Source organism: Xanthomonas sp. SS (assembly GCF_014236835.1).
Classification (GTDB): Bacteria; Pseudomonadota; Gammaproteobacteria; order Xanthomonadales; family Xanthomonadaceae; genus Xanthomonas_A.
The window spans coordinates 2,514,031-2,533,079 of record NZ_CP051190.1 but is presented as its reverse complement, the minus strand read 5'-3'; the positions used below and the strand labels follow the sequence as shown (position 1 = coordinate 2,533,079).

15 protein-coding genes are annotated in these 19,049 nt (G+C 67.8%); 5 read left to right on the top strand and 10 right to left on the bottom strand.

Going from position 1 to position 19,049, the window contains the following annotated elements:
• Positions 1–2: 2 nt before the first annotated feature.
• The 3 genes from HEP74_RS10440 to HEP74_RS10430 are packed head-to-tail and all read right to left on the bottom strand — an operon-like array spanning position 3 to position 2,508.
• Positions 3–1,256, bottom strand: a complete 1,254-nt coding sequence (locus HEP74_RS10440) for an ABC transporter permease (RefSeq protein WP_221893188.1) — start codon at positions 1,254–1,256, stop codon at positions 3–5.
• Between the two features lie 2 nt (positions 1,257–1,258).
• Positions 1,259–1,972: an ATP-binding cassette domain-containing protein gene (locus HEP74_RS10435; RefSeq protein ID WP_185816374.1), complete on the bottom strand. Its 714-nt coding sequence runs from the start codon at positions 1,970–1,972 to the stop codon at positions 1,259–1,261.
• A complete protein-coding gene (locus tag HEP74_RS10430) occupies positions 1,969–2,508 on the bottom strand; it encodes a ZrgA family zinc uptake protein (protein WP_255427931.1) in 540 nt (179 codons plus the stop codon). Before HEP74_RS10430 ends, HEP74_RS10435 begins: the two co-directional genes overlap by 4 nt.
• 166 nt (positions 2,509–2,674) lie before the next feature.
• On the opposite strand from HEP74_RS10430, the gene HEP74_RS10425 reads away from it, so the two are divergent.
• Both HEP74_RS10425 and HEP74_RS10420 read left to right on the top strand, forming a co-directional pair.
• Positions 2,675–2,905 carry a hypothetical protein gene (locus HEP74_RS10425; protein ID WP_185816373.1) on the top strand — a complete coding sequence of 77 codons (231 nt, stop codon included), beginning with the start codon at positions 2,675–2,677 and terminating at the stop codon, positions 2,903–2,905.
• 262 nt (positions 2,906–3,167) lie between these two features.
• Positions 3,168–4,448, top strand: a complete 1,281-nt coding sequence (locus tag HEP74_RS10420; protein WP_185816372.1) for a phospholipase D-like domain-containing protein — start codon at positions 3,168–3,170, stop codon at positions 4,446–4,448.
• 439 nt (positions 4,449–4,887) lie between these two features.
• On the opposite strand, the gene HEP74_RS10415 is transcribed toward HEP74_RS10420, so the two are convergent.
• The 6 genes from HEP74_RS10415 to HEP74_RS10395 form a co-directional block, all read right to left on the bottom strand.
• A complete protein-coding gene (locus HEP74_RS10415; RefSeq protein ID WP_185816371.1) occupies positions 4,888–6,069 on the bottom strand; it encodes a vWA domain-containing protein in 1,182 nt (393 codons plus the stop codon).
• A complete protein-coding gene (locus HEP74_RS10410) occupies positions 6,066–8,384 on the bottom strand; it encodes a DUF5682 family protein (RefSeq protein ID WP_185816370.1) in 2,319 nt (772 codons plus the stop codon). The genes HEP74_RS10415 and HEP74_RS10410 overlap by 4 nt, the downstream gene beginning before the upstream one ends.
• A 13-nt stretch (positions 8,385–8,397) precedes the next feature.
• Entirely contained in the window at positions 8,398–9,480 is a 1,083-nt protein-coding gene (locus HEP74_RS10405) for an ATP-binding protein (protein ID WP_185816369.1), read from the bottom strand.
• A gap of 27 nt (positions 9,481–9,507) precedes the next feature.
• The gene (locus HEP74_RS21920) at positions 9,508–11,034 is read right to left on the bottom strand and encodes a DUF5691 domain-containing protein (RefSeq protein ID WP_524540794.1); all 1,527 of its coding nucleotides are present in this window, start codon (positions 11,032–11,034) and stop codon (positions 9,508–9,510) included.
• On the bottom strand, positions 11,031–12,362 hold the full coding sequence (locus HEP74_RS10400) for an SWIM zinc finger family protein (protein WP_185816579.1): 1,332 nt from the start codon (positions 12,360–12,362) through the stop codon (positions 11,031–11,033). Before HEP74_RS10400 ends, HEP74_RS21920 begins: the two co-directional genes overlap by 4 nt.
• Positions 12,363–12,486: 124 nt before the next feature.
• On the bottom strand, positions 12,487–15,597 hold the full coding sequence (locus HEP74_RS10395; protein ID WP_185816368.1) for a sensor histidine kinase: 3,111 nt from the start codon (positions 15,595–15,597) through the stop codon (positions 12,487–12,489).
• Positions 15,598–15,951: 354 nt separating this feature from the next.
• Between HEP74_RS10395 and HEP74_RS10390 the strand changes: the two genes are divergently transcribed.
• The 3 genes from HEP74_RS10390 (at position 15,952) to HEP74_RS10380 (ending at position 18,188) form a co-directional block, all read left to right on the top strand.
• Entirely contained in the window at positions 15,952–16,563 is a 612-nt protein-coding gene (locus HEP74_RS10390; RefSeq protein ID WP_185816367.1) for a hydrolase, read from the top strand.
• Positions 16,564–16,785: 222 nt separating this feature from the next.
• Entirely contained in the window at positions 16,786–17,277 is a 492-nt protein-coding gene (locus HEP74_RS10385; protein ID WP_185816366.1) for a cupin domain-containing protein, read from the top strand.
• 116 nt (positions 17,278–17,393) lie between these two features.
• Positions 17,394–18,188, top strand: a complete 795-nt coding sequence (locus HEP74_RS10380; RefSeq protein WP_185816365.1) for an SDR family NAD(P)-dependent oxidoreductase — start codon at positions 17,394–17,396, stop codon at positions 18,186–18,188.
• Between the two features lie 177 nt (positions 18,189–18,365).
• On the opposite strand, the gene HEP74_RS10375 is transcribed toward HEP74_RS10380, so the two are convergent.
• Entirely contained in the window at positions 18,366–18,989 is a 624-nt protein-coding gene (locus tag HEP74_RS10375; protein ID WP_185816364.1) for a response regulator transcription factor, read from the bottom strand.
• Between the last annotated feature and the right edge of the window lie 60 nt (positions 18,990–19,049).

Below are 19,049 nucleotides of genomic sequence, written 5' to 3'. Positions count from 1 at the left end.
GGTCACAGCTCCGGCGACAGGCCATCGGCCAAGGTGCGGCGATAGGCCAGCAGGGCCGGTACGATGCCGGCGAGTACGCCGGCCAGCAGCACGCAGCCAAGCCAGCCCCATTCCACCGCGCTGGGCGCGATGCGGTTGATCGCCAGACCGAAATGGTCGAGCACCCAGCCGCGCGCCAGCCAGCTGGCCGCGCTCACCACCAGCAGCGCCAGTGCGCACGACACCAGGGTGACCAGGCCGGCCTCGAACAGCAGCAGCCAGGCGATGTCGCGCGGCCGCGCGCCGACCGCGCGCAGGATCGCCATCTCGCGCCGGCGCCCCTGCAGCGTGGCCACCAGCAGCGCGACCATCGACACCAGGCCGAGCAGCACGACCAGCGAGGCGATCATGCGCAGCGCGCCTTCGGCGGTGCCCAGCGTGCTCCACAGCTGCTGCAGGGTCACGCCCGGCATGATCGCCAGCATCGCCTCCTCCGGGTATTCGTTGATCTGCCGCTGCACCGAGAAGGTGGCGATGCGGGTCTTCAGGCCGAGCATGAAGGCGGTGATGTTGTCCGGGGTCAGGTCCATCGTCCGCGCCTGCTCGGCGCTGACGTGCCGGCCTGGCAGGCGGACGCCGGAATGCCAGTCGATATGGATCGCCTCGATCGCCTGCAGCGACACCAGCACGCTGGAGTCCACCGGCGTGCCGGTGCGGCGCAGGAGACCGACGATCCGGAACGGCTTGTCGGCGTGGGTGGCCAGACCGATCCGTCCGGTGCCATGTGTCAGCACGATCTCGTCGCCGACGTGGCGGCCAAGCGCGGCGGCCACGTCGGCGCCGATCACCGCATCGTAGAGATCGGCGAACGCCCTGCCCTGCGCGAACGCCAGCGCATGCCGCGCGCCGTAGTGGTAGTGCGCGAAGAATCCGGTGCTGGTGCCGACCACCCGGTAGCCACGGTAGGAATCGCCCAGCGACAGCGGCACCGCCCACTTCACTTCGGGCATCGCGGTCAGGTCCTGGTAGCTCTTCCACGACACGTTGTTGGTGGCGTCGCCGATGTGGAACACCGAATACAGCAACAGGTTCACCGGGCCCGAACGCGCGCCGACGATCAGGTCGGTGCCCGACACCGTGCTGGCGAAGCCCTCGTGCGCCTGCGCGCGGATGCGCTCCACGCCAAGCAGCAGGGTCACGCTCAGGGTGATCACCAGCACGGTCAACGCCACGCCCAGGCGCCGGCTGCGCAGGCTGGCCAGGGCCAGCTTCAACAGGGTCATCGCGCACCTCCGGCGCTGGCGCGGTTGAGCGTGGCCAGGTCGGCCTGGGCGTCGAACAGCGGCGCGATCGACGGATCGTGGCTGACCACGATCGAACTGGTGCCGCCATGTCGGCATTCGGCGAACAGCAGCTGCAGAAAGGCCTGCGCCGCGACCGGGTCGAGCGCCGAGGTCGGCTCGTCGGCGAGCAGCAACGGCGGCCGCGCGATCAACGCGCGCGCGGCGGCCACCCGCTGCTGCTGGCCGACGCTGAGGCGGCTGGCCGGCCGCGACCACAGCGCCGCCACGTCCAGCCCCAGCGCAGCCATCAGCCGTTCGATCTCCGCATCCAGCGCCTGCGTGCCGGTCGCCAGCCGGCCGCGGCGCGCGGAGAACTGCAGGCCCAGTGCGATGTTGTCGCGCGCGCTCAGGAACGGCAGCAGGTTGAACTGCTGGAACACAACGCCGCAATGGTCGGCACGGAAACGGTCGCGCGCCGCCTTGCGCAACGCCGCCAGGTCCTGCCCGGCGACGCGCACCCAACCGGCATCGGGCTGCAGCACGCCGGCGATCAGCGCCAGCAAGGTGCTCTTTCCCGATCCGCTGGCGCCGCGCAGCAACAACTGCTGCCCGCGCGGCAGCGCGAACGTGGCAATCTCCAGCACCGGTGCGGCGGCGCCGGGATAGCCGAAGCGCACATCGCTCATTTCGACGACGTGGTGCAGGCTCATCCCGGCAGGTTCACCCGGGTCTGCCCGGCCACCGCCTCGGTGCGGTCCTGGCCGGCCGCGGTGGCGACGTTCACCACCACCTTGTGCAGCCCCGCGAAGCGCTGCGGCAGCAGCACCTGCAGATGATCGAGCCGGGCCGGATGCGCGCACTGGAACGCGTAATGGGCGTGGAACTCGGCATGGCTATGGCCGGGTTCGTCCGGGTCCGCCATCGCCACGTCATAGCCCTCGGTGTTCACCTGCGCACTGCGCAGCGAACAGGCCGCAGCGACCGGAAACTGTAGCCAGCGGGCACCGCGCAGCGTGGCGACCGCGGCATCCAGGCGCTGGCGCTCGTCGGCGTCGCGCGCCGGATGCTCGAAATCGAGGATGCCGATGCCCGGTGCGCTGAGCTGAACCTCCAAGGCCGTGCCATCCACGGCGACATCCAGGTTGGCTTGGCCATGCACGTGCGGGCCGTGATGACGGACCGCGATGGCAGCGACGGGCAGGCTGGCCGAGGCGAGCAGCAGGAACAGCGGAATGGGATGTCGCATACGGACCACGCAAGTTAAGTTATAATATTACATTACTTGAAAAGTAGGCAGGTGATTCAAGCTGACGCTGCCCTCAGTCAGCCGCGGTTCGCCTCCGGCCACAACCAGACCGCGCAGCACGGCGGGCACATGCCCTCATTTGGCGCCGCAAGCAAAGGGCATCCCCATGTCTCTCCTCGTCATCCCCGACAGCTACGCCGCCTGGCGCCACTGCATCGAGGTCGAATGCGATCTGAGCCTGCACCAGGCCTATATCGAGCAACGCATCGCCGCACTGAACGACAAAAATGACCACCACACCCAGCAGTTCGTACGCTGCTGGGGCGAGCCGCTTCGCCAGCAGGTGCTGCAATGGTTTGCGCAGGCGCACGCCGAACGCGCCGACGGTCGCGCCTGAGCCATCCCTAGCTGCCCGCGGCCACCGCGCCGTCGCCTGAACCGTTGCACGCCGACGACCCGCTGCTGCTGGGCGCCGCGCCGCGGGTCGCACTGGCTCGGATACGCTGTCGGCTGCGGACGGGCCGCACCGAGCTATCTGGAACTCATGCGTTACAACGCCACCGCACTGGCCGACGCGCTGCAGCCACCGGTGCGATAGGGCCAGTACCCGCGACGCCGGCATGGCGCCCACTTCCCACGTCATCGCAAGGACTCCCAACGTGCCTCTTTCGTCCCCCGTCCGCGCGCGTCCCGCGCGCCGCTCCCTGCACGCCGCCCTGACCTGCCTGCTGCTGTCGGCAGCGACCGGCATCGAGGCCCAGCCGCAGCCCTCACAGTTCCAGATCGTCGAAAGCGTGCCCGAAGCCAGCGTCTACGGCGAGCCGGGGGTGCCGCGCACCCAGCAGACCTGGCTGGCGATGATCAACGGCGCCAAGCGCCGCATCGACATCGCCGCGTTCTATCTCTCCGAAAAACCCGGTACCGGCCTGACCCCGGTGCTCGACGCACTGGCCGCCCGCGCCCGCGCCGGGGTGACGGTGCATCTGCTGGTCGACCACAGCTTCCTGGCCAAGAACCCGGACAGCATCGCCTGGCTGGGCAAGGTGCCGGGCATCACGGTGCGTGTGCTGCCGGTCGATACGCTGACCGGCGGCGTGCTGCACGCCAAGTACATGGTCATCGACGACGCCAGCGTGTTCGTCGGCAGCCAGAACTGGGACTGGCGTGCGCTGGAGCAGATCCACGAGATCGGCGCGCGCATCGACGATGCACGCTTCGCCAAAACCTTCGCCGCCAGCTTCGATTTCAGCTGGCGCCTGGCCGACGAAGGCAAGCTGGCCAAGGCGCAGGCGCGCGGCGTGCAGCCGCCGGACTTCGCCCCGGCCACCGCCAGCGATCCGGTGCTGCTGGATGCCGGCAGCGACGCGCCGCTGATCGCCTTCCCCGCCTTCAGCCCGCCGACGCTGCAACCCGCGTGGGTCACCGCCGAGGAGCCGGCCCTTGTCGACATGATCCGCTCCAGCCAGCATGCGCTGCGCATCCAGGTGATGACGCTCTCGGCGATCCGCAGCTTCGGACCCGAGGGCTGGTGGGCGCCGGTCGACAGCGCCATGCGCGATGCCGCGGCGCGCGGCGTGCAGGTGCACATCATCGTCGCCGACTGGGCGCTGCGCGAACCGATGCAGGCGTATCTGAAAAGCCTGGCAGTACTCCCGAACATCACGGTGAAGTTCAGCAGCCTGCCGCCGGCGCCGGAAGGCTTCATTCCATATGCGCGCGTCGAGCACGCCAAGTACGCGGTGGCCGACGACCGCAGCAGCTTCATCGGCACCGGCAACTGGGAATGGAGCTACTTCAACACCGCGGTGGACGCCTCGGTGTTCGTCAAGGGCAAGGGCCCGGCCGAAACGCTGACGCACATCTTCGACCGCGACTGGAACGGCCCCTACGTCACCACGCTGCAGCCGGGCCAGGACTACAAGGCGCCGCGCACCGAGTAGTCCCCGGCGCCCTGGTATTGCTCTGAAGGCGCGCGCCTCCATGGCTCGAGCAGAGTTTGTCTGCCCGGTGCGCGTTCGATCATGCCATCGGCCCGCGCGCGCAACGGCGCAAGCTGTGATCGCCCGCCTCGATTTGCAGGATGTCGCCGCAACGTGCAATCGCCGAGGTCATCGCAATGCGTCGGCCACCAGCCGCGGTACTGCCACTGCCAGGCATGGGCCTATCCGCCTGCATCCAATTCGGCCGAACGCATCGGCGGGTCGATCGCCTGCTTCCGCGCCGCCGACGTGTCGACCAAGGCGAGCGCGTTGCGGCGCGCGGTGTCGGCAACGCTGCGACCTGCCGCGCATCCGGCGTCAAACCTCCCTAATCGCAATGCGTTCGCGCTGCCCTGCCCCGTCTGTGCACCATTCCTTGCTGCGCGATCCAGTGCAGGCCTCAACGCGTCGTCAACAGCCCCTGCCCGCCTGCCCATTGGTTGATGTCATCGCGGCGGATCGCAGCGGCCATCAGCCCCGGGAATGCATCCGGCGTGCAGGCGAAGGACGGTACGCCCAGTGCCGCCAGCTTGCCGGCCAAGCTTCGATCGTAGGAAGGTGCGCCTTCGTCGCTGAGTGCCAGCAGCACGATGAACTGCACGCCGGCCTCCAGCAGCTCGCGGGCGCGGGCCAGCAGGTTGTCTTCCACCCCGCCCTCGTACAGGTCGGAGATGAGCACCAGGATGGCGTTGTGCGGTTCACGGATGATGCCCTGGCAGTAGCTCACCGCGCGGTGGATGTCGGTGCCGCCGCCCAACTGCACGCCGAACAGCAGATCCACCGGGTCGTCCAGTTGCTCGCTCATGTCCACCACTTCGGTGTCGAACACCACCAGGCGCGTGGCCACCGCCGGCAACGAGGCCATCACCGCGCCGAAGATGCTCGAGTACACCACCGATGCCGCCATGGAACCGCTCTGGTCGATGCACAGCAGCACTTCCCGCTGCGGCTTTCTTGCCTTGCGGCCATAGCCGACCAACTCCTGCGGCACCACGGTGCGCAGTTCCGGCTGCCAGTGGCGCAGGTTGCTGCGGATGGTGCGGTGCCAGTCGATCTCGGCCAGGCGCGGGCGGCGGTTGCGGCGGGCGCGGTCCAGCGCGCCGGTCACTGCAGAGCGCATGGGCTCTTCGAGCTGGCGCAGCAGGTCGTCCACCACCTTGCGCACCACCATGCGTGCGGTGTCCTTGGTCTGCGCCGGAATCACCCGGCTCAGGCCGATCAGGTTGGCCACCATGTGCACGTCGGGCTGCACCTGCTCCAGCATTTCCTTTTCCAGCAGCATCTGGGTGAGGTCCAGCCGCTGCAGTGCATCGCGCTGCATCACCTGGACCACGGATGACGGAAAATAACGGCGAATGTCGCCCAGCCAGCGGGCCACATTCGGCGAAGACGCCCCGCGCCCACCGCGGCGACCCAGGCCGCCGGGGCCATCAGGTTCGTACAGCGCGGCCAGGGCCTGGTCGATGCCCTGCAGGTTCTTGGGCAACGCGCCGCAGCTGCGCTCGGCCTCCTGGCCCAGAATCAATCGCCAGCGCTGCTCGCGCGAGGTGGGGGTGTCCAGTGCTTCGGTGGTATCGGTCATGCGGGCAGCCCGAGCAGTTCGCGCAGCATCGGCAACGCGCGTTCGGCGCGTGCCACGTTCCAGTCCGGGGCCAGCACGGCCACGGGTTTCTGCATGGGTGCCCGCTTCACGCGAGTGCCCAGGTCACGGCGATCGGCGGCCTCGAAAGCGGCAAAGGTCCGCCGCACCAGCGGCAGCACGCGCACCAGCTGCGCCTCGTCCAGCGCCACCACCCATGCGTCGATCATCCGCCACACCGCATCATCGTGCAGCAGCACGGTAGCGTTTCGGTTGAGGAAGCCATCCAGCCACTGCGCGGCTTGCAGCGGCTCGGCACCCGGCGAAAGCTGCTGCTGCAGCTGTACGTGCACCGTTTCGGCCGCCACCGCCTGCGTGTCGAACAGCAAACGCAGCGCAACGCCGCGCAGCAGCGCGCTGCACGAAGACGACAGCGCGACCCGCTGCAATGCTTGCTGCCAGCCGGCACTGCCGCCTGCGTCGTCACGCAGGCCAATGGCGCGGTCGGCATCCAGCACCACGGTGCGGGCCTGTTCGGCGCGCGCTTCGTCCAGGCCGGAAAGGGCCAGGGTCAGGCCGATGACCGCGCGTTCCAGCATGCTGTCGAACAGGTGCGCCACCTGCACGCCCTCGGTCTGACGCACGTTGCCGTAGCGGTGGATGTTGGCCAGCGGCGGCAGTGCGCCAAGCAGGGCCAGCGGATCGGCATCCGTGGCTGCGCGCGCCTCCAGTTCGGCGGCAATGGCGCGCACCGCCTGCGGCAGATCGGCCAGCAGCACCTGATCCACCAGTCCGGAAAGCTCGGGCAGCGCTTCGGCCTTGCGCGCCTGCGCGATGGCCTTGCCGGAAGCGGCGTCCAGCAGGGTCTGCCCGTGGCGGCTGGCCTCCACCAGATCCACCAGGAAGTGCGGTTGCCACGCCAACTGCCAGACCTCGTGGAAGGTGCCGCGCACCGAATGCCCGGTGCGCGCAAGCCTGCCCCATTCGATGCCGATCAGCCGTAGGCGGTGCAGCAAGTGGCTTCGCGCCAGGTCGTTCTCTTTGCGCAGGTCCAGATCCAGCGTTTTTTCCAGCGCCTCGGGTTTCAGGCGCAGGCGTTTTTGCTGGGCTTCCAGGTCGCGCTGCAGCGGTACCACCGGCACGCTCTCAGGCACTTGGCCCAGCGCGTCGCCGACCATGAGGCGTTCGCGGATGAGCCGCATGGGCGCGTCGTCGCCATTGCAGATGACGGCGCGGCTGGCTTCGGCAATGTCTTCCAGTCCAGGCGAAGGATGGCCGCGAAGCGCGGCCAGGGTGTCGGCCAGGCGCGTGGCTTCAATGAGATGGGCCGGGGAGCAGTCCAGCCCGTGCTCGCGCAGCAACCGGCCCACGCGGGCGTACCAGCCCACGGTGCGCTGGTCGTGCGCGCCGGCGTTGCGCCACAGGTGGTCGTACCAGCCCGGCGCCTCCACACCGGCACCGTATCCACTTTCGGCACTCAGATGGCGGTAGGTCCACGGCACCCAGGTGCTCTGCGTCTTGCGCTTGGGCATGCCCTTGAGCAGGCGGTTGTCTGCCGTGGCGCTGTTGGCACTCAGGGCGGCCGGCTGCAGCGCCGGCACGTGCCAGGCCCCGCACACGACGGCAACGCACGCGAATTCCTTGCTGGCGCTGCGCAATGCGGTGCGCATGTGCGCCTCGCGCACGGCCTCGTGCTCGCCGCGCAGGCCGGGGTATTCCGGTGTGTGCTCGCGCACGGCTGCCATGGCCTCGGCAATGGCGTCGAACAGCCCCTGCCCGTTGCCCCGCTCTTCCACCATGTAGTTCCACCAGGCCTCGCCGTCGGCGTGGCCGGCGGCGCGCGCCAGCCAGTCCAGTGGGTCGGCCGGGCGGGCTTCGGCGTCTTCTTCGGCGGCAGATCCGGCGTCGCCGTGGGGCTGCACCGCTGTTTCATCCGCTGCGTCCGGCGCCTCGGCGACCTCCGGCACCAGGCGGTCCGCGCGGGCCTGCGCCTGCCATTCCAGCGTCAGCGCCGGGGGCACGTCCATGAAGCGCACCGGCACGCCGTTGCGCAGCGCCCAGCTCATCGCCTGCCATTCCGGCGAGTACAGCGCATAGGGATGGAACACCGCCAGCTGCGGGTCGTCCACGCTATAGGAAAGCAACGCCACCGGCGGCTGCATGCCTGCCTCCAACACGTGCGGCAGCAGCGCCTCGGTACCCGCCGGGCCTTCAATCAACACGCAGTCCGGCTGCAGCGCCTCCAGCGCAGCCAGCAGGCTGCGTGCGCAGCCCGGTCCATGGTGGCGGATGCCGAAAAGGGAGATGCCTTCGCTCATTGGCGCGGGCCGCTCAGACGTGCTCGCGGAATGCGCGGTACAGGTCTTTCCAGTCGTCGCGTTCCTTCACCACGGTTTCCAGGTATTCCTTCCACACCAGCGCGTCCTGCACCGGATCCTTGACGATGGCACCGATCATGCCGGCGGCCATGTCGCTCGGGCGCAGCACGCCATCGCCGAAGTGGCCGGCCAGGGCCATGCCGTTGTTGATCACCGAAATGACCTCGGCGGTCGAAAGCGTGGCGCTGGGACTCTTCAGCTTGGCCTTGCCGTCTTCGGTAACGCCGTTGCGCAACTCGCGGAAAATGCGTACCACCCGCGCGACTTCCTGCAGCGCCGGCGGTTCGGCCGGCAGGTCCAGCGCCACGCCCATTTCGGCCACGCGCTTGACCACGATGGCCACTTCGTCTTCTTCGCTTGAGGGCACCGGCAGGATCACCGTGTTGAAGCGGCGCTTGAGCGCGCTGGAAAGTTCGTTCACGCCCTTGTCGCGGTTGTTGGCCGTGGCAATCACGCTGAAGCCGCGCACGGCCTGCACTTCGCTGCCCAGTTCCGGCACCGGCAGGGTCTTTTCGGAAAGCACGGTGATAAGCGCATCCTGCACATCCGCAGGAATACGGGTGAGTTCTTCGATGCGAGCGATCTTGCCCAGGCGCATGGCGTTCATCAGCGGGCTGGGCACCAGCGCTTTCTCGCTGGGGCCGTGGGCCAACAGCTGCGCGTAGTTCCAGCCGTAGCGGATCTGCTCTTCGCTGGTGCCGGCCGTGCCCTGCACCAGCAGGGTGGAATCGCCGCTGATGGCCGCGGTCATGTGCTCGGACACCCACGACTTGGCCGTGCCCGGCACCCCGAACAGCAACAGGGCGCGATCGGTGGCGATGGTGGCCACGGCCACTTCCATCAGGCGACGCTCGCCGATGTATTTGGGGCTGACCACAAAGCCGTTTTCCAGCGTGCCGCCCAATAGATAGGTCACCACCGCCCACGGCGAGAGGATCCAGTTGGCCGGGCGCTGACGGGTGTCCTGGCGGCGCAGTTCTTCCAACTCTTCTGCGTATTGGTGTTCGGCGTGCTGGCGCAGGACGGCAGTGCTCATGTTGGCTCCAATGAAAGGGCGTGATGATCAGAAAGCGGAATGCAGGGTCTGGCGCAAGGCCAGAAGTTGGCGTGCCTGGTGCACGCAGTCGCGCATGGCCTCGGTGGCATCGGCCTGTGCGTCGGCTACCTGCACGTGCGACAGCATGGAAGGGTGAAGCACGGCCAACAGTTCCAGCAGCGCGTCGCGCAGGGTGTAGTCATAACGCAGGGACGCTTCGCCGAACAGCGCGCCTAGCCCGGCAGCCAGTTGCCGCGAGTAAGCGGCGCTGAGAGTCTGGCCAAGGCCGGTGCTGTCCAGCACTTCGCCCAACAGGCGCTTGTGTTGAAGTTCGGCCGCACTGGTGGGCCAATGCCGTTCGCGTTGCGCCGGCGGGAGCATTGCCAGCAGATCGCCCAGGCTCATGTGCCGCTGCTCCACACCGATGAGGGCTTCCACCCATTCTGGTTCGCTGGCGTCCACACGCTCCAGCCAGGCGCGCAACAGCGCGTCATGCCAGTCCGTGCCGCGAGCCCAGGCCAGCACCTGCGCTGGCGCTTTTTCCAGGGTATGGCACCACCAGGCCAGCGGCAGCTGGCGCGCCAGCTGATAGAGCCACCAGGCACGCTCACCCAACATATCGTTGTTGGGGCGCTTGCTGTCGATGGCGGCTTCGGCCCATCCGGCATCGGCCGCCGCGGGAGCTTCCAGCTTCCAGGCCATACGGCGCATCAGCCCGCCAGGCTGGTGCTGCAGCAGGGCGAGCATCTGCGCCTGCACGTATTGCGCGTGCGGCGTGGACGGCAGCCGGGCCAGCATCGGACCCGCCAGCATGCGCACCTCGCGGCTGCGGTCCTTCAACAGCGGCTGCAGCAGCGGCGCATCGGCCTCGCTCAGCTGTGGCTGCAGCGCAGCGACGAAGTCCACCCGCTCGCGCGCGGAAAGGTCTTTCAGCGTGCCCTGCAAACGCGCGCGGGCGTCCTCGGCGTTGTGCGCACGCAGTTGCCGGAAGGCCAGCAGGCGCGCATCGAACGCGCCTTCGTTCCACACCTGCTCCAGGTCCGTCGGCGCATCCGCGTCGACCGCTGTATCTGCCGCGTAGGCCCAGTCTGCATTGCGGGCCGCGAGCCAGCGGCCGCGTACACCCAGCACCGGGCGCAGGCCGGGGCGCAACGCGCTCAGGCGGACACCGGCTTCCAGCGCCTGCGGCAGCACCGCCACCGGCAGGTGCCGGTTGTGTGCGGCCAGCTGCAAGCAGGCCTCGTAACGGGCGCGCTTCATCCACGGCGACGGCTGTGCATTGCCGAATAGCCCCTTCAACAACGGTGCCCAGGCGTGGCCGGTGGGCAGCGCCAGAGGATCGACTTCCGCAGGCGGCGGCAGCGCGACCGGCGCGGCCATGCGCAAGGCGGCGCGCCGGCAGGCGGCCAGGACGCCCACCTGCCGGCTGTAGCCCAGCGCGGCATCTTCCTGCGTGGCCACGGCGGCGAGCACTTCGCCGAGCGCGCCTGTGGCGGGGATGACCTGCGGGCGGTCTATGCCCAGCAGGGCCGGCTTCAACCATGCCTCGCTCATGCCCCACTCCTTTCCCAGCGCTCGCCCGGCGCGTTCCAGGCGGTCAGTGGCAGCAGCGCCTGGCCGTCCCACTCGCCCATCAGGCACAGCGGGTGGCCACCGGCAAACGCCATCAGCGCCCAGCCCTGCATTGTCGGAAGCCGAAGCGGCAGCGTGCCCTCGGCGTGTTGCACCCAAGCGTTGCGGCCATCGTGCGCCACATGCGCCTGCCCAAGGCGCATGGGTACCTGCGGCAGCCATGGGTTGACGGCATACGCCTGCGCAGCGGCGTCCAGCGTGTCTTCGCGCGGCAGCGCCGTACCGGCGTCCATGCCCGCTTCCACCTCGCCCGGCACCGCACGCAGCGGTACCGTGCCCGCGTGAAAATGCAGCGTGCCCGCATGAACATGGCCGTTGCGCCAGTGCTGCTCCCAACCGCGCCCAGCGTGGCTGTAGTCCTGCAGCAGCGCGGCCCGCCCGCTTTCCAGGCCGTGCAGCCACACGCGGCGCTCGAGCAAGTTGCCCGGCTGTTCAATCACGTGTTGACCCTGCACGTGCCAACGGTCGCGCACGGCCTCGCCCTCCCGCTGCACCGCTTCGCGCTCCATCGGCCAACCCAGCGCAGTGCGCAGGTCCGCCTGACGCGCTGCACTGAAGGTGTCCATGCGGGGCACCGCCTGGGTGAGCAATTGCAACAACCCCAGGCATTCGCCCAGTTCGGCCAGCTGGGCAAGGTCGCGCCCGCCCTCGCCCAGCGCTCGTTCCAGCCGACTGGCCAGTCCCGGGGCCTGCGCATCCACCATGCGTGCCATCATGCGCTGCGCTTCCTGCTCGAAGCCGGCGCCCAGGTTGGCCAGCCCCTGGCGGAACTGGTCGGCCACCCAGCGCTGCAGTTCTGCCGCACCGGTTTCCATGCGCGACCAGCGCGCCTGTTCGCGCTTGGCGGCAGCGGCGGCCTGCACCTGCGGATCCGGCGAGGACACGTTGGCGGCAGCTTCCTCCTTCCGGACCGCACGGGCGCGGCGGCCCTGCATCCACTCCTCCACCCAGGCTGGGCGCGCGCCCGGCACGCAGCGCGGATTGCCGGCGGCATATAGCAGCAGCAATGCCAGGCCATGCTTGCAAGGAAACTTGCGGCTGGGGCACGAGCAGCGGCTCACCAGCGTGGTCAGCTCCACTTGGGTCTGGTATGGCTTGGCGCCGCTGCCTTGGCATTCACCCCATAGGGCTTCGGCATCTGCACCGAGCAGGCCCCACTTTCCATCTGTAGCCAGACCACCGGCCGCCTTGCTTGACGATGCATCAGGCGCAAGCGCGAGCACCTGCTCGCGCGTGAGTCGCACTTCCATATCCGTACTCACATCAGATTGCGGAGGATGATAGCCGAGGTCGGATACAGCTGCAGGACTCATGGTTGTTGGGGGTATTAGTGACGACGCCCCCCTCGTTGAGTAGATAGAGCCGAAACCCGACCTACACTCCAATGCCTCTAACCACGCGCCAACGTAGCAGGTGCAGCCGCACCACAGTGCCCTCCGCCGGCCTGGAGGTCACCGATAGCGTCGCCCCCAAAAGTCTCGCCCGTTCGCGCATGCCGGTCAGTCCCCAGTGGCCATTGCGGTTGCCGCGTGCCAGGAGGTTTGCTTCGATCCCGCAACCATCGTCCTCGACCTCCACCAGGACGCTAAGCCATCCACCGGTCACGCGCACGCGGATATGCCTGGCACCTGCATGCCGCACTGCGTTGGCGACCGCCTCGCGCACTATTCGATACACCTCGTCCTGCTCCGGCGCATGCCAGCGGATCGACCTGCCCCGCATGCTGAATTCATAGGCGAAGTCCGGCGGCATTTCGAGTTTCTTCGGCATGTCGCGCAGGGCCGCTTCCAGGTCCTGGGGTTCCGCGCCCTGCTGCCGCAGGTCGCGGATACGATCACGGCTTTCCACCAGCCCGGCAGTGGCTTCCCGTATCGCGCGGGAAAGTCCGGTCTTGGCGGCTTCGCCGTCACCGCGTTCGAGCCGGCCCCGCGCGGCATCCACCAGGAACACCAGCGCCTGCATCGATTGCAGCAGCGTATCGTGCAGGTCACGCGCGATACGCTCGCGCTCGCCGATGCGGGCGCGGTACGCCCGCTGCAGGCCCTCGCGCGCGATCGCGACGCGCCAACGCACCAGCCACCAGACCAGCAGCAGCGTGAGCGCCAGGCAGGCCAGTGCGAACCACCAGGTTTGCCAGAACGCCGGCAGCACTTCGAAGGTAAACGCCGCCTCCCGTCCGGACCAGGCTTGTGCCCCGTCGCTGGCCATGAGCCGGAACCGATAGGTGCCCGGGGCCAGGCGGCTGTACAAGGCCTGGCGTCGGGCGCCGGCGTCGCGCCAGTCATCGTCCAGTCCGTCCAGGCGATAGCGGAACCGGGCCTGCTCGGGCCTGCGCAGGAATGGCGCCGTGTAGCCGATCCGCAGGTCCCGGCTGCCGGCCGGCAGGGTCGGTGACGATGCGAGCGGCAGCTCCTTCTCGTCCACGTGCAGGGCCAGCACGACGGGCTCGACACCTGGACTCGCATTGCCGTGCTGGAGCTCGCGCGGATCGATCCAGTGGACGCCGCGACTGGTCGCGAACCATACCCGGCCCTGGCCGTCGGCCACTGCGACCGGCGAGGCCCCGCTCTGCTCTGCTGCGCCCCGCAGGCCATCCAACACCCCGAATCGATCGAAGGCGACCCGATAGGAAGGCTGCACACGCCAGCGTGCCATCTCGCTCGCGGGCACCCGGGTGACGCCGGGGCGCCCGATGAACCACGCCTCGCCATTGGCCAGCATCACGATCCCGGCGGTGCGCTCGAACGTCTCGCCACCGCGGCCCAGCAGGCGCTGGAAGTGCTCGTCGATACGCGCCGCCACGCCCTGCACGCCGCCGATCCAGAGCTCGCTCTTCCAGGCGCGCAACACCGCGATGCGACCGACGCCCGGCCCATCTTCATCGAAATCGTGGTGCCCTCCATGCTCGAACACCCGGATCGTCTGTCCCGCGTCGGACCAGATCCGGCCCTGCGCGTCCTCCACCAGCGCCCGCGGCGCAGTCCCCGCGTCCATGCCGTACTTGGCGTTCTGTGCTTCCCACTTTCCCTCTTGGAACCGTAGCAATCCGCCATTGACCTTGCTCAGCCACAGTCCACCTGCGTGATCGCTGGCCATGGTCACGATCCTTCCGCCACCAGCGACCTCCGGCGGCAGCGGGACAGGCCGGAGCCCTGCCCCGTCGCTGCGCCACAACCCGCCGTCGGCGTCTCCGACCCAGAGGTTGCCGGCGCCGTCGCGATGCAGTGCGGTAACGCCGTCATCCGCGCCCCCAACTTCCTGCACGATGGCACCGGTAGCTTGGTCGGCATCCGGGGTAACGCGCATCGGCCCCTGGTCCGGATTGCCCGCCCAGATGCGGCCCGAGCGATCCGCCTCTATGGAAAATGCCTGCTCGCGCCGCGGCAGGCGGATCGCGGCCAGCGCGTTCCCCCGAAAGCGGTCCAGGCCGTTGGCCGTGCCGGTCCAGATGTTGCCCTCCCGATCCTCGAACAGCGTCCACACCACCTCGGAGGTCAATCCCTGCGCGGTGCCGAAGTACTCCGGCGACGGCGCGGGATGGGTCTTGTCCGGCGCATGCAGCTTGGCGGGATCGCGTACACGCGCGATTCCATCCGCGGTGGCGAGCCACATCACGCCGTCGCGGTCGAAGCGAAGGCCGGCGCCCTTGAAATCCGCTGCGAGCCAGCTGGCCGCGGCCCCAGCGTGTCCGGGCAGCGGCATCGCCTGAGCAAGCGGACGTGCGCCCCATTCGTCCACCGCCCAGAGCGTGCCGTTTGGCGCCTGGTCGAAAAATGGAGTCTCGATGGACTGCGGCACGCGCTCGAACCGCGTCGCGCCGGGCGCCAGGTGCGCGATACCGTGTTGCGCCCCATTCGAAAAGGCCACCCACACGCCCTTCTCGCGATCGACGAACAGGCGCCGCGGCGACCACGCCGGATCGAAGCCCATGTCCCGGGAGGTCTTCCACGTATCTGTGGCGAGGTCGAGATACACGATCGCGCTCGACGTGGCTGCCCACAACCGCCCGGTTGCGTCCCGTCCAAACCCGATCACCGAACCGACGGGGACATCGTCGCGTTGATAGGCGTAGTTCGCCGAGCGTGGTCCGCCCATGCGGCTCATGCCGCCGCTGACATAGCCAATCCAGACGCTGCCGTCTTCGTCGGCGAACAGGTTGAGGATGTCGTCATCGCTCATGGGCTTGCCTGCGATTTGCGTGATCCGCTCGAAGCGCAGCCCATCGAACTGGTACAAGCCCTGCCGGGATCCCAGCCAGAGGAAGCCATCCGGCGTCTGCGCGATCGACATGACCTGCGCCGGCGCCCCCTGGTCGGGAGTCCATCGGTCATGCCGCAGCTGCGACAAGGCGCGATCGGGAGCAAGGGCGTGCGCCGTGGCGCACAAGCCGAGCAGGAGCAAGGCGAAGCCGCCATGCAGGAGACGGCGCACGCTGCCCGGCTCGCCAAACCGGAAGGACGGCACGACGGGGACCAGAAGGGCCATGGGGGGGTCGCAGTCGGAGGGATGTGCCCGGCGATCTCCCACGCCGGATGGACGTCAGGAGTATGGCGCAGCAGGTGAAGCGCTGCATGCGCACGGTCGCGGCGATCGGCGAACGCGGGCAACACGGGCAATCCCCCAAATGGAGGACGGGCGACCAACCGATTCTCGCGATGTCGCCCTGCGACGATCGGCCGATGCTGGTGTGGTGAGCGCCACGGCACGCGCCTGGAGCACCTGCCATGGACTCGCTGCGGCCAGTCCGTTCACCGGGCCACGCGTTCTCCCAGAGCCCTTCCATATCCGCAGTGTTTCTGACCGCGCCGATGACATTCCTTATCCCAAAGGATCTTCGAAATGACGTCATATCCCAGCACCCGAGATGCGGCCACCGACCACCTTCTCACCCCACAGAATTCCGCTGTGGTGATCATCGATTTCCAACCGGTGCAGGTAAGTTCGATCGCCTCGCGCGACAAGCGCCAGTTGGTCGCCAACATCGCGGCGCTGGCGCGTATCGCGAAGCTCTACGGCCTGCCGACCGTGCTCTCGTCGGTGAACGTTTCCACCGGGCGAAACCAGCCCACGATCCATCAACTTACCGAAGTCCTCGGGCATATCCCGATCATCGACCGCACCTCCATCAACGCCTGGGAGGACCAGGATTTCGTGTCCGCAGTGAAAGCGACAGGCAGAAAGAAGCTGGTCATGGCGGCGCTATGGACGGAGGTGTGCCTGGTCCATCCTGCCTTGGACGCCATCGCGGACGGCTTCGAGGTGTACCCCGTCGTTGACGCCTGCGCAGGAACGTCGCTCGAGGCCCACGACGCTGCCCTCGACCGCCTACGCCAGGCCGGCGCCAAGCCAACAAGCTGGGTGCAACTGATCTGCGAACTGCAGCGGGACTGGAACCGGGAGGCGACGGTGCCCGGCTTCGCCGAGATTCTTTTCGCGATCGAGGGCCATTGACGCGCCGTTGCAAGCAACGTTGCGCTTCGTCACCTCGGGCCGACTCGTGCAAGTGACGCAACTGCTCAAGCGGAACGTCGGCAGGCGCGTGGCCCCGCCGACGGTGCCACGCGGAACCCGATCCGGCGCGACACGGTACGTCGGACTTCCGTGCGCACTTGGCGTCCGTGTCGCCAATGACGGGTGCAAAGGAACCGAACACCAACGAAAGGACGAGACAAGATGAACAAGCCGATGATTGCTTTCCTGGTTGCTCTTGCCGCGGATGCGCATGCCCAGCAGCCGAGTGGCCCCACGTTCTCGGACAACTATGCAAAGACGCCCAGCGAACTCTCTGCCATTTCCCCCACCGGCGGTGCAGGCGGCTCTGGCAATGCGAAAGTGCAGGTCGTGACCATTCTCGGCGATCCATCGCAGCCCGGCCCTTACAGCCAACTGCTTCGCGTGGCCCCGCATGCTTCCATTCCCGCGCATCATCATGCGGGCGACCGCGCCGGGACGGTATTGTCCGGCACGTGGCATTTCGGTTACGGACAGAAGTTCGATCCAGGCAAGCTCAAGACACTGACGGCCGGTTCGGTCTACACCGAGCCGGCAAATGCCGCGCACTTCGCGCAAACCGGTGACGAGGCGGTCACCGTGCTCATCACCGGTTTTGGGCCGACGGACACGGTCTACGAGAATCCCGCGGACACTCCGAGGGCCAAGCACTGAGTCCGTCCGTCGGGTGCTGGCAGAGGGAGCGCTCGACGTCGCGGCGCTGCAATGCAAAGCTTCATGAGCCACCGCAAGCCCCGAACAACGTTTGTCAAACCTCTAAGGAGATTTCCATGCAGATCGACCTGAACAACAGGACCGCCATCGTCACGGGTTCGACGGCAGGCATTGGACTTGCCATCGCCAATGGCCTGGCCGCTGCTGGCGCGCGAGTGGTTGTCACTGGACGCACCCAGCAGCGCGTGGACGCCGCGATCGTTGCCATTACCAACAACGTTCCCCATGCCGAGGTGTCGGGTGTTGCCGCCGACCTGGGGACAAGCAAAGGCGCACAGGAACTGATCGCTGCCGTATCGGCGACGGACATACTGGTCAACAGTCTGGGCATCTTCGAGCCGAAAGCGTTCTTCGATATTCCTGACGAAGACTGGATGCGATTCTTCGAAGTGAATGTGCTGAGTGGCGTTCGCCTTGCCAGGCATTACGCTCCGGAAATGGCCCGGCGTGGCTGGGGCCGCATTCAATTCATCTCCAGCGAATCAGGCGTGCAGATTCCCGTGGAGATGGTGCATTACGGCACGACCAAAACCGCGCAGCTCGCCGTGTCGCGCGGCCTGGCCGAATCGCTGGCTGGAACAGGGGTCACTGTCAACGCCATCCTGCCGGGCCCCACCAGATCCGAAGGTGTTGGCGATTTCTTCGGGAAAATCGCCACGGAGAAGGGAATTTCGCAGGCCGAGGTCGAACAGGACTTCATTGCCACCCACCGCCCGACCTCCTTGATTCAACGCCTCGCAACGGTCGAAGAGGTCGCCAATCTCAGCGTCTATCTTGCCTCGGAGCAGGCCTCGGCCACCACCGGCGCGGCCGTACGCGTAGATGGTGGCGTGGTGCGCTCCATTGTCTGAACTGACGGTAAGACTGCGCTGACGCTGCGGCGCTGGCCGATCTGGGTCACGCTGCTGCAATCGCAATCGACCAAGGCCAGGAAGCCGCGTCGTCCATCGGCATGCTGGGGTCAGCGACGTGGAATCATCTTGAGACGCAGTCTGCGGTCGCCCTCGTAGTCCGTACGGGGCGACCGTTCAATCGTCGAGCCTCACCAGGCCTCGGCGCAGCGCGATCTGAAATGCCTCGGTCCGATTGCTGGCATCGATCTTTTCGAAGATGCGGGTCAGGTGCGACTTGACGGTTTCGGCCGAGATTCCCATCTCATTGGCGATCCGCTTGTTTTCCCAGCCGCGCGCCAGCGCCGTGAGGATCGTCAGTTCGCGAGCCGTCAGCGCCTCCTCGCCGATGTGCCGGGAAATCTCCTGCGACACCTCGGCGGACACGCAGCGCTTTCCCTGCGCGATCTTGCGCAGCGCGTCGATCAGTTCGCCCCTCAGCGAACTCTTCAGCAGGTAGCCATACGCACCCGCCGCCATCGCCTCGCGCGCATTGCCATCCCCGCCGTAAGTCGTGAGCACTGCCGCCTTGGCCGCGGGAAACTCCCCGCGCAGCCTGCGGATGAACTCGATGCCGTTGCAGCCTGGCATCTGCAGGTCCACGAGCACGATGTCCGGCAGCAGGCGGCGGAACGTTTCCAGGCCGCTTTCGACATCGCCGGCCTCGCCTACCACGATCAGGTCCTGCTCGACCTCCAGCATGGCGGAAATGCCTTCCCGTACCAGTGGATGATCGTCGATGGTCAGTATCCGGATGGCCATGCCCAGCTCCCCGCTACGCCTGCCGCTGTCGTTCGCGGTGCAATGTACAGCAAACCCGGG

Coding starts and splice junctions, on each gene's coding strand:
- HEP74_RS10410 (WP_185816370.1), bottom strand. CDS start 8,384: ATGAGCGAAGGCATCTCCCTTTTCGGCATCCGCCACCATGGACCGGGC.
- HEP74_RS10435 (WP_185816374.1), bottom strand. CDS start 1,972: ATGAGCCTGCACCACGTCGTCGAAATGAGCGATGTGCGCTTCGGCTAT.
- HEP74_RS10395 (WP_185816368.1), bottom strand. CDS start 15,597: ATGGCCCTTCTGGTCCCCGTCGTGCCGTCCTTCCGGTTTGGCGAGCCG.
- HEP74_RS10430 (WP_255427931.1), bottom strand. CDS start 2,508: ATGCGACATCCCATTCCGCTGTTCCTGCTGCTCGCCTCGGCCAGCCTG.
- HEP74_RS10375 (WP_185816364.1), bottom strand. CDS start 18,989: ATGGCCATCCGGATACTGACCATCGACGATCATCCACTGGTACGGGAA.
- HEP74_RS10390 (WP_185816367.1), top strand. CDS start 15,952: ATGACGTCATATCCCAGCACCCGAGATGCGGCCACCGACCACCTTCTC.
- HEP74_RS10425 (WP_185816373.1), top strand. CDS start 2,675: ATGTCTCTCCTCGTCATCCCCGACAGCTACGCCGCCTGGCGCCACTGC.
- HEP74_RS10380 (WP_185816365.1), top strand. CDS start 17,394: ATGCAGATCGACCTGAACAACAGGACCGCCATCGTCACGGGTTCGACG.
- HEP74_RS10400 (WP_185816579.1), bottom strand. CDS start 12,362: ATGGAAGTGCGACTCACGCGCGAGCAGGTGCTCGCGCTTGCGCCTGAT.
- HEP74_RS10415 (WP_185816371.1), bottom strand. CDS start 6,069: ATGACCGATACCACCGAAGCACTGGACACCCCCACCTCGCGCGAGCAG.
- HEP74_RS10385 (WP_185816366.1), top strand. CDS start 16,786: ATGAACAAGCCGATGATTGCTTTCCTGGTTGCTCTTGCCGCGGATGCG.
- HEP74_RS10405 (WP_185816369.1), bottom strand. CDS start 9,480: ATGAGCACTGCCGTCCTGCGCCAGCACGCCGAACACCAATACGCAGAA.
- HEP74_RS21920 (WP_524540794.1), bottom strand. CDS start 11,034: ATGAGCGAGGCATGGTTGAAGCCGGCCCTGCTGGGCATAGACCGCCCG.